Here is a 9,197-nt window from a genome sequence, read left to right as displayed (position 1 = left end):
GTTTGAATTGTTCATCTGATAAGTTTTGATAATCCATAATTTTGCTAATAAACATAGCAAAATTATAGATGATTTCCTGACCTAAGATCACATTTTATTCTTTTTTCCACTTCAATCTAAGAATTGAGAAAAAAGCAAAACCTTATATTATACCATAAAAAAATTATGCAAGAGGTCTAATGATTATTTATCATTTACTCCCGACCAACTCAAAAAAACCCCGGCTGACTTTCCCGATCGCTGCCGTCTGTGAGACAATCGATCGAGTGTTATCCTAAACTCCGCCAATTTTCATGTCCGACGACGCTACTATTCGCACTGCTGTACAACGTCTCTACAATACCTATCCTTTCCCCCCCGAACCGCTCCTAGACGAACCTCCTCCGGGTTACAATTGGCGCTGGAATTGGATTGCTGCCTATAACTTTTGTTGTCATCGTAGGCCCGAACGAGAGGATATCCGCATTCTCGATGCAGGTTGTGGTACTGGTGCAGGAACCGAATATCTGCTCGCTCTCAACCCTTTTGCTCATGTAGTCGCTATAGATATCAGTGAAAAAGCCCTAGAAATTGCCAAAGAACGCTGTAATCGTTCGGGAGTCGCACTAAAACACCGAGGTTCTCTGGCTTTTCACCATTTACCCCTTGAATCGGCCACTAATCTCCCCGGAGAATTTGATTTAATTAACTGCGTCGGGGTGCTGCACCATCTCCCGGACCCGATTCAAGGGATTCAATCCCTCGCACAAAAACTGGCCCCCGGTGGTCTGCTGCATATTTTCGTCTATGCTCAATTGGGCCGCTGGGAAATCCAGTTAATGCAATCTGCGATCGCACTTTTGCAGGGAGACCGACGCGGGGATTATAAAGATGGGGTCGCTGTCGGCCGAGAGATTTTTGCCTCTCTACCAGAAAATAATCGCATTTTGAAACGGGAAAAAGAGCGTTGGTCAATGGAAAATCATCGCGATGAGTCCTTCGCTGATATGTACGTTCACCCCCGGGAAGTGGACTACAATATCGATACCCTCTTTCAACTGATTGATGCGTCAGGATTAGCCTTTATTGGCTTTTCTAACCCTTCCTACTGGCAATTAGACCGTTTATTGGGTAAATCCCCCGAATTGATGGCTAGAGCGCAAAATTTAGGGGAAAGGGAACGTTATCGCTTGACGGAATTATTAGACCCGGAAATCACCCACTATGAATTTTTCCTCGCTAAACCACCGATTTTGACTGCCGATTGGTCCGGGGATCAAGTCCTAGAGAATGCAGTGGCCGAAGTTCATCCCTGTCTTTACGGTTGGCCTAGTGCAAGTGTTCTAGACTACGATTATCGGCCGGTTAATCTCTCGGAGAGAGAATTTGCTTTTCTACAAGCTTGTGATGGTCGTTTAACCGTGGCAGCAATCGACGCTCAAGTTGCTTTGGGATTAACCGGTGTGCGTTCTTTACAACAGCGCCAACTACTGATTTTAAGTTAGAGAAAATTCTGGGATGTTAGAGATAGCTTCCCTTGGCAATGGGTAACTTTTAAACTAACTTGGCTAAATCTCACAAAAACTTCTTTTTTCTTAACAATTATCCCCCTCCTGTCCCCATAGTTTCAGCCCCAGAACTAACTGGGGCTGAATTATAATAGTTAAGAAAGTGGACAAGGCTGCTAAATTTCTGATCAGTCCGCTTTTTGCCCAGATCGGCAAACGGGAGAATTTAATCATTATCCCAAGATTCCGAGGCGATTAAGTCACCAATTTGATCCCTGAGAAGGTAGTCACACCGTTCTAGTTCACATTCAACACAAACCCACTCCCGGGGGGGAATGAACTGACAGAGAGTGTAGATCGGTTGGTGTCTGCTCACTACCCCCTGTTCTACCATCTGACGGACTTCGTCCTTAATCATCCTGATAGAGTAAGCGGTGGGAGCGGTGGAGAAAGTTATGGCACTCATGGGAGATTTCCTGCAAGATCTACAAAAGAAGTCTTATCACTAACTATAGTCTAACCTATAGAGGGACAAAAGAGATTTTTTGCTGTATCGACGATTACAATTTTTTATATATAGCGAAACCCTCTCCCCTTACCAGTTTAGGCTTAGGTTAAGAAAAGTTAAATTTATTGGCTAAAAGCTGTCGAGTCCCCTTATGCCAAATCAGTTATCAGTGATCAGTGATGACTGATCAGTTAAGCTGTTGACTATCTAATATTACTGGTTAAGACTGCACCGCAGTGCCGGAGTTGGCAGCAGGGAGAGGAAGTTCGAGCATTTGTACTGAAGTTTCCCCTACGCATTTTAAAATCAGTACAGCTTATCAGTGATCAGATTTGAGTTTTCAGTTCACTGTTCACTGTTTACTGTTTACTGGACGGCTACGCCGTGCCTTTGGCAACACTGAAAAAAGCTTCCCACTTAAACTAATAAATGGGGAATAAAAATAAAAGCCGCTACGAGTAAAGCGGCGATCGAGGCGATTAAAACGGCACCAGCGGCACAATCTTTCGCTATTTTGGCTAAATCATGGTAGGATTGCCCCACCGTCAGATCTACCACTGATTCTAGGGCAGTGTTGATTAATTCTAAGACCATCACCAAAGCGCAGGTAAGGGTGACAATCGCCATTTCCATGGCATCAACCCGCAAAAATAAGCCCCAACTAATCGCTACTAGGGTAATCAGGGTGTGAATGCGAAAATTTCTCTGACTAACAAAAGCATAACGAACTCCTGCCCAAGCGTAGCGAAAACTGACTAATAGATTCGAGGCGACTTGCCAAGCGTATTCTCTTTGACTGGGATTGTTGCCCTCACTCACCTGTCCCGATCGAGGGATAAAATTATTGTTGAGATAGGGATTAGATAGGCTGGCAGATTGGTTGGCTTTATGATAGTTTGTCTTCATATTCCTCAATAATGCTTGACAAAAACAACTAACTATGTATCGGCATTTCGACGGCTTTTAACAAAGTTTCCTGTAAAGATAGCATTTCTAACAGACTTGTTTCATCGGGATGGTCCCAACCCAAAAGATGTAAACAAGCGTGGGCAGTTAACCAGGCCAATTCTCGCGCCAAAGGATGATTTTGTGTTAAAGCCTGTTGTTGTGCTGTCTCGACAGAGATGATAATATCCCCCAAATATAAAGGTTCTGTCTCTAAAATGCCCTCATCGACTGGGAAATCCACTTCGAGAGCGGCAAAAGCGAGAACATCCGTCGGTTGATCTTTGTGGCGATACTGGGAATTATAGGTCCGAATTTCTCGATCGTCTGTTAAACGCAAACTTAGTTCATAACCGGCGGCAACGGGGAGATAATCCGATAGATAGCCTAACCATGTTTCTAACCAATATTGCCAAGTTTCCCCATCCACAGGACTATTTCCGGGATCAAAATAATTATCCTGTAGGCATAAATCCACCCCTAGGGGCAAAGTCTCACTCACCAGATTTCATCCTAGGGACGCGTCAGATAGGAAATACCGACAAAAAAGCCTAATAGGGCTGCTGTAGTCAAAAAAAAGTGTTTTAACGAGACGCCTTTTTTCTTGACCATATTCCGCATCGCCAGCTTAACGTAACTGGGTTGCGCTTCGGTGGCCGTTTCTACTGCGGGGTCAGTGGTGCTAACAGGTTCAGTCATCAGTAATTCCCCAGACAAGGATTGATCGCTATAAGTGTAACAGATTATTAAAGAAGTGCAAAAAAAATTCAAGTCCAGGGAAAAATTGTTACCCTTCCGGGATAGTCAAAACCGCTCAACTCCCCCACACCCCACACCCCACACCCCACACCCCACACCCTACACCCTACACCCCACACCCCAGCAGTCTAACCATGTCTTCCCACGATCCCGAAAGCATCCAGACTATTTTTCAAAAAATTTGGGGCTATGATAGCTTTCGCTTTCCCCAACAGCAGATTATCGAGACAATTTTAGCGGCAAAGGATGCCCTGATTGTCATGCCCACGGGATTCGGTAAATCTATCTGTTTTCAATTGCCCGCTTTATTAAAAACCGGCTTAACCCTAGTGATTTCTCCCCTAGTGGCCCTGATGGAAAATCAGGTGGAGGAATTATTAGCCAAAAAATTACCCGTCGCCCTGATTCATCACGAAATCCCCCGACAACAGAGAAAGAAAACCTTAGCAGCGATCGCAGACCAAACCCTGCGACTTCTCTATCTTTCCCCAGAAACCCTCTTAAGTCCGCCCCTCTGGTCAAAATTAACCCTTCCCCACGTTAAAATTAACGCTCTCATCCTCGACGAGGCCCATTGTTTAACCCAGTGGGGCGACAATTTTCGTCCTGCCTACCGTCGTCTCGGGGCTGTCCGTCCCGCTCTGCTGCAATCAAAACCGGCCGGCAGCCAAATAGCGATCGCTGCTTTTACCGCCACCGCTAACCCCGCCACCCGTGAGACTCTCACCCGCATTTTACAACTAGAAAAACCACAGCTTTTCTTAATAAATCCTTACCGTCAAAACCTTGACTTAAGCACGAAAATATGTATTAGCCCCGGTTGTCGTCGTCATCAACTATTAAACTTCCTCACCGGTCAACCTCGACAATCCGGCCTGATCTATACTCGTTCCCGTCGCCATAGTGAAAATTTAGCGGCATGGTTGCAATCTCTCCATTATCGCACCAGTGCCTACCATGCCGGTTTATCGCCCTTTCAGCGTCGGGAAATAGAACAAAATTGGCTGCGGGGGGATTTAACTTTTGTTGTCTGTACCTCAGCTTTTGGCATGGGTATCAATAAACCCGATGTGCGTTGGGTTGTCCACTACCAACCCCCAGCTTTACTATCGGAATACCTACAGGAAATCGGCCGCGGTGGTCGCGATGGCGGCAAAATGCAGGCTCTCACCTTAATTAGTGAACCGACGGGATGGTTAGATAATAGCGATAAAAACCAGCAAAAATTCTTTAACTACCAACAGGAGCGTCAATACCGACAAGCTTGGCAAATTTTAGCCCAAATTCCCCTAGAGGGCAAAGTAGAGGCGATTAGTGCCGAATTTCCCGATGGTGCGCTTATTCTCTCCCTTTTACACAGTCTCGATCGCCTAGAATGGCTCGATCCTTTTCATTATCGGCTTATTTATCGCCATAATTCCGCCAAGATGACTTTTAAACCCAAAAATGAGATATTTCCCTATCTCTATACCCGTCGCTGTCGTTGGCACTTTCTCTTAAATGCCTTTGGGTTTCAGGAAAATGCCGATAATTTTCGCTGTGGTCATTGCGATAATTGTCGTCGCGGCTGATACCATTTAGTGAACAATCGACTATAACAAATCACTGCACCCGAAATAATAGTGAAATTTTGTGACCAAGTGCAGCCAGATACGAGAATCTTTGCCATAATTCTGGAAAGCTTCTGTGATAAGTCTCCTTAAAGGAGATTGTTTGCAGTAAGCTAATCTGGCTAACACGCTTTTGGGCGTGATATAGGGAAAAGTTCGGGTGATTGCGCCTAAATGGAGTGATATGCCGAAAGTTGAACCATATCGTTACTCTGGAGAGTGTTATACGGAAAGTTTCTGTATATCGTTACTCTGGAGAGTGTTATACGGAAAGTTGACCTATAATATGTAGTTAGACCTCAATAAACTTAAGTTTAGTGATCCATGGATAGCCCTTCTGAAAACATACATGAAGAAACAGAAAGTTTCCCTAAAATTGATAGTAGTAAGGTAGAGAGTAAAAATGTTTCGCCTTTTTTTACGACGCTACCAGAAGAGCCAGAAATTTTAGAGAATCGCATTGACTATGAGGCAGTTAATCTCTATAGGAAATACGTTAATAAGCTTAGGACAATTAGACAAGGACATCTGCCACGTCTAATTCTTATGTTAGCGTTTTTCTTTATTTTATGTTTAATTGGAGCCTCTTCTTATCTCTCTCTTCATGGGAGAGAAATTGTGATGGATTTAATGCGTTTTTGGGGGTTTCCGACTAAGGAAGAAAACCCTGTGACAGTAGAAGTTTTTATAGTTTTTATAGTTATAGGAGTATTACTTTCATACATTTTTGTAATTATCGGTTTCATAATCGATAATTTTTTATTTGGTTCAACTTTGAGGCGTTCTAATACTCGTCTTAAAAAACTAGAACTAGCGGTTGAAAAAAATAGGGAAGAACTTGAGCGAAAAAAACTTCTTGATCCACAGGTTAGACTAGAGAATCTCTATCAAGATTATAGAAAGATTGCTGAAGCTAGCGGACGAGTTTTTTTCGAGTCCACTAAGCGCTATGAGGTTGCGCAAAAATGGAGAAGAGATATTGGGAGTCATCTCGAACATTTGCGACAAAATCCTGCTGTCGAGACTGAATTATTGAATGAAGTTCAATATCTATTAGGTTCTTTCAAGGAGATAATTGATAGAGAAAAAAGAGAGCAAATTATGCAAAAGCTTTGGCAGATTTTTAATATTATTGTTATTATTGTTTATATCGCTGGTTTGACTGTAATTATGTCATCTGCTTCGACTCAAGCTGAATCCAATAATAACGCTGTTTCTGTTCCATACATCTCTGTACCAGTTTGGGCTTTGATATGGGGAGCATTAGGCAGTCTTTCAGCTATTCTATACAAGTTCTATATAGTTAAAAGACGTGTTAAATTTTCAATAGAATTTCAGTGGCTCATTGCAAGGCCCATTATTGGAATTTTGATGAGTGCAGTTGCTTACCTTGCTGTAACATCTGGTCTGATACTATTGGGCTCTGAAAGTTCGAGTCCATCGGCTAAAGAACTAGGTGTAAGTGACAATGCTACTCGATTTACAGCTATAGTTTGCTTCTTGGCTGGATTCAGTGACCGCGTTTATCTCGGAATAATTAACTTACTCGTATCAAAAACTTTAAGCTTAGAGAAAGATAGTAAATCTCCTACTGAAAATTTTTCAGTAGGAGATGAGTCGGTAGATTTTTATGACAGAGTACTTTTGGAGAATTCAAGCCAACAGCAGTCTTCAATCAATGAGCATGACCAAGAAGGATGAGGCGGATTTTGGCTCCTCTAGGTTTTGTGTGAGCATGGTATAATAGCAACACAGTGCGATCGCCGATCTTGTAGGGTGCGTTCCCTAATGTGGCTCCTACTGCTCCACTGATCGATTTTTGGGGAACGCACCATGCACATTTATTGAAACTGTGATACCAAATCCTGTTATAATAAAACGAGATATAGGGTGCGTCCCACGCAGCCTTGACCTTTTTGAAAACACTTTCAATGATGTAGCTATGGACTGGGAAACTCGAATTACACTAAATCCCGATATTTTGGTGGGAAAACCTATCATTAAAGGAACAAGGATTGCGGTTGAATTTATCATCGATCTTCTCGCCCAAGGTTGGAGTATTGATGAAATTCTGCGAAACTACCCAGGTATTACAGTAGAAGATATTCAAGCTTGTCTTAGCTATGCTAGTGTAATGCTCAAATCTGAGAAAGTCTATGCTATTCCTGCTTAACTGATGCGTTTTCTAGCGAACGAAAATTTCCCCCTTGATGCGGTTGAAGCCCTAGGACAAAATGGCCATGATGTCCTGTGGATTAGGGTGGAATCCCCCGGAATCTCGGACCGTGAAGTTTTAAGTCGCGCCCAAGCAGAAAATCGTATTCTCTTGACATTTGATAAAGATTTTGGAGAACTCGCCTTTCGTTCAAGGTTGCCGGCCAGTGTTGGTATTATTTTGTTTAGAATAAGAGTACCTTCTGGCTCTGTAGTCGCTGAGAAAGTTGTCAAGGTTATCTCATTGCGGGATGACTGGTATGGACACTTTACAGTTATTGAAGAAGACAAAATTAGAATGAGAGACTTAACGGTGCGATCACCGTAGGGTGCGTTCCCTAATGTGGCTCCTACTGCTCCACCGATCGATTTTTGGGGAACGCACCATGCACATTGATTGCAGCTGTATTCCTTGATGGGAGAGGTAGATTTAGGAAGATGCTATGATCCAAATTAGATAGCAACACCAGATGTTTAATATGTCCCTTATCGAACTCCTGCCAACTGTCAGTCAACTAACGCATCAAGACAAGCTCAGGCTTATTCACTATCTTTTGCTTGCAGTAGCCAAAGAGGAAGGATGTAGCCTAGACACTGCAAGTAATGAGCATAATGAAAATATGCTGATCAAGCAACTAGCGGTTACTAACGCGGTTGTCTGGTCGCCTCAAGCAGATCATCAAGCTGTTCACGCTTTGTCTGAGCTTTTGGTGTCGGCAAAGGGAGTATCAAATGCTTGACGGTCATCGCTTTTCTTTTACAGAACGGACTGACAGTTCTGGTCGGTCTAGCATCTTGCCATACTTGCCGCTAACCTTAACTGATGGACAACAGTCAATAGAGGTTATGGCTTTATTGGATACGGGTGCTAGTGTTAATGTCTTACCCTACGAAATCGGATTACAGTTAGAGGCGGTCTGGGAAAATCAAACTGTTCAAATTCCCTTAAGTGGAAACCTTGTCCATAGTGAGTCACGAGGGCTGGTTGTGACTGGGACAGTTGCACATTTTGCTCCTGTTTTACTTGCCTTTGCGTGGACTCAATCAACAGATGTACCAGTAATTTTAGGTCACATGAACTTTTTTGCAGAATTTAATGTGTGCTTTTATCGAAACGAATTAGCTTTTGAGATTTGTCCGATCCAGAAATAAACTGTTGCCAACCAATCCGCTGAACTTGTCATTTGCCGAACTGTTTTTACTTCGTAGCCAGTGCGATGCCGAAGGCACTGCGTAGCAGTACGCAATCGCTGTAGGGTGCGTTCCCTAATGTGGCTCCTACTGCTCCAGCGATCGATTTTTGGGGAACGTACCATGCACATTGATTGCAGCTGTGGGTTTAAATGCGATGCTGCTCCTCCCGCTCAAACCCCGGAACCCTCTGCCCTCGTCGGTCTGGGGGCTGTCGTCGCTCTGGGGGCTGGCTTCAAGCGCCGCCCCACCCAGGCAGACAAAAACTAAGCTTTAATTGAAGGGATTACAACAGGAGAACCGCAAGGGTCTCTTTTTTTGCTATTTAAAAGAGGATTATTTGATATGGCATAGAACGAGTTAGTTAGGACAGATGCCTGAAGGCTTTACTCACAGCATCCACAAGGTTTTCACTATCATTGATAATCTGACTAACATAGTTTTTCAATCTAGCCCAGAACTTTTCAATTTTGTTGAGATCTG

Annotated in this window: 12 protein-coding genes; 8 read left to right on the top strand and 4 right to left on the bottom strand. The window is 43.4% G+C overall.

The window, feature by feature from the left end; genetic code table 11:
• The first annotated feature begins 293 nt into the window (after positions 1 to 293).
• On the top strand, positions 294 to 1,484 hold the full coding sequence (locus IM473_RS12460) for a class I SAM-dependent methyltransferase (protein WP_287659331.1): 1,191 nt from the start codon (positions 294 to 296) through the stop codon (positions 1,482 to 1,484).
• Between the two features lie 229 nt (positions 1,485 to 1,713).
• Here the strand turns inward: IM473_RS12460 and IM473_RS12455 are convergent, their stop codons facing one another.
• The 4 genes from IM473_RS12455 to IM473_RS12440 all read right to left on the bottom strand — a co-directional run bounded on the left by IM473_RS12455 (position 1,714) and on the right by IM473_RS12440 (position 3,639).
• Positions 1,714 to 1,953, bottom strand: coding sequence for a DUF4327 family protein (locus tag IM473_RS12455; RefSeq protein WP_002738935.1), 240 nt, complete (start codon positions 1,951 to 1,953; stop codon positions 1,714 to 1,716).
• A gap of 459 nt (positions 1,954 to 2,412) precedes the next feature.
• Positions 2,413 to 2,901: a diacylglycerol kinase family protein gene (locus tag IM473_RS12450; protein WP_287659330.1), complete on the bottom strand. Its 489-nt coding sequence runs from the start codon at positions 2,899 to 2,901 to the stop codon at positions 2,413 to 2,415.
• Between the two features lie 28 nt (positions 2,902 to 2,929).
• Positions 2,930 to 3,442, bottom strand: a complete 513-nt coding sequence (gene ybeY, locus IM473_RS12445) for an rRNA maturation RNase YbeY (RefSeq protein ID WP_287659329.1) — start codon at positions 3,440 to 3,442, stop codon at positions 2,930 to 2,932.
• Between the two features lie 11 nt (positions 3,443 to 3,453).
• Positions 3,454 to 3,639 carry a DUF3285 domain-containing protein gene (locus IM473_RS12440; RefSeq protein ID WP_002752941.1) on the bottom strand — a complete coding sequence of 62 codons (186 nt, stop codon included), beginning with the start codon at positions 3,637 to 3,639 and terminating at the stop codon, positions 3,454 to 3,456.
• Positions 3,640 to 3,833: 194 nt separating this feature from the next.
• Between IM473_RS12440 and IM473_RS12435 the strand changes: the two genes are divergently transcribed.
• From IM473_RS12435 to IM473_RS12405, 7 genes are all read left to right on the top strand, one after another.
• On the top strand, positions 3,834 to 5,270 hold the full coding sequence (locus IM473_RS12435; protein ID WP_287659328.1) for a RecQ family ATP-dependent DNA helicase: 1,437 nt from the start codon (positions 3,834 to 3,836) through the stop codon (positions 5,268 to 5,270).
• A 363-nt stretch (positions 5,271 to 5,633) separates the two neighbouring features.
• Positions 5,634 to 7,010 carry a hypothetical protein gene (locus IM473_RS12430; protein ID WP_287659326.1) on the top strand — a complete coding sequence of 459 codons (1,377 nt, stop codon included), beginning with the start codon at positions 5,634 to 5,636 and terminating at the stop codon, positions 7,008 to 7,010.
• A 241-nt stretch (positions 7,011 to 7,251) separates the two neighbouring features.
• Complete coding sequence (locus IM473_RS12425) at positions 7,252 to 7,482, top strand: DUF433 domain-containing protein (RefSeq protein WP_002779924.1); 231 nt, start codon at positions 7,252 to 7,254, stop codon at positions 7,480 to 7,482.
• A 3-nt stretch (positions 7,483 to 7,485) separates the two neighbouring features.
• Positions 7,486 to 7,851, top strand: a complete 366-nt coding sequence (locus IM473_RS12420) for a DUF5615 family PIN-like protein (protein WP_287659325.1) — start codon at positions 7,486 to 7,488, stop codon at positions 7,849 to 7,851.
• Between the two features lie 151 nt (positions 7,852 to 8,002).
• A complete protein-coding gene (locus tag IM473_RS12415; protein WP_043996091.1) occupies positions 8,003 to 8,263 on the top strand; it encodes a hypothetical protein in 261 nt (86 codons plus the stop codon).
• A complete protein-coding gene (locus tag IM473_RS12410) occupies positions 8,256 to 8,675 on the top strand; it encodes a pepsin/retropepsin-like aspartic protease family protein (protein WP_287659324.1) in 420 nt (139 codons plus the stop codon). The genes IM473_RS12415 and IM473_RS12410 overlap by 8 nt, the downstream gene beginning before the upstream one ends.
• Before the next feature lie 162 nt (positions 8,676 to 8,837).
• Positions 8,838 to 8,984 carry a PEP-CTERM sorting domain-containing protein gene (locus tag IM473_RS12405; RefSeq protein ID WP_353737446.1) on the top strand — a complete coding sequence of 49 codons (147 nt, stop codon included), beginning with the start codon at positions 8,838 to 8,840 and terminating at the stop codon, positions 8,982 to 8,984.
• Positions 8,985 to 9,197: the final 213 nt, after the last annotated feature.

The sequence above is a fragment of the Microcystis sp. M015S2 genome (assembly GCF_020245945.1).
Lineage (GTDB): Bacteria > Cyanobacteriota > Cyanobacteriia > Cyanobacteriales > Microcystaceae > Microcystis.
The sequence above is the reverse complement of the archived record's forward strand: the minus strand, read 5'-3'. Positions and strand labels throughout refer to the sequence as shown.

Excerpts from the sequence above, each read along its gene's own strand:
- IM473_RS12460 (WP_287659331.1), top strand. The coding sequence starts at position 294 with ATGTCCGACGACGCTACTATTCGCACTGCTGTACAACGTCTCTACAAT.
- IM473_RS12455 (WP_002738935.1), bottom strand. The coding sequence starts at position 1,953 with ATGAGTGCCATAACTTTCTCCACCGCTCCCACCGCTTACTCTATCAGG.
- IM473_RS12450 (WP_287659330.1), bottom strand. The coding sequence starts at position 2,901 with ATGAAGACAAACTATCATAAAGCCAACCAATCTGCCAGCCTATCTAAT.
- IM473_RS12440 (WP_002752941.1), bottom strand. The coding sequence starts at position 3,639 with ATGACTGAACCTGTTAGCACCACTGACCCCGCAGTAGAAACGGCCACC.
- IM473_RS12435 (WP_287659328.1), top strand. The coding sequence starts at position 3,834 with ATGTCTTCCCACGATCCCGAAAGCATCCAGACTATTTTTCAAAAAATT.
- IM473_RS12430 (WP_287659326.1), top strand. The coding sequence starts at position 5,634 with ATGGATAGCCCTTCTGAAAACATACATGAAGAAACAGAAAGTTTCCCT.
- IM473_RS12425 (WP_002779924.1), top strand. The coding sequence starts at position 7,252 with ATGGACTGGGAAACTCGAATTACACTAAATCCCGATATTTTGGTGGGA.
- IM473_RS12420 (WP_287659325.1), top strand. The coding sequence starts at position 7,486 with ATGCGTTTTCTAGCGAACGAAAATTTCCCCCTTGATGCGGTTGAAGCC.
- IM473_RS12415 (WP_043996091.1), top strand. The coding sequence starts at position 8,003 with ATGTCCCTTATCGAACTCCTGCCAACTGTCAGTCAACTAACGCATCAA.
- IM473_RS12410 (WP_287659324.1), top strand. The coding sequence starts at position 8,256 with ATGCTTGACGGTCATCGCTTTTCTTTTACAGAACGGACTGACAGTTCT.
- IM473_RS12405 (WP_353737446.1), top strand. The coding sequence starts at position 8,838 with ATGCACATTGATTGCAGCTGTGGGTTTAAATGCGATGCTGCTCCTCCC.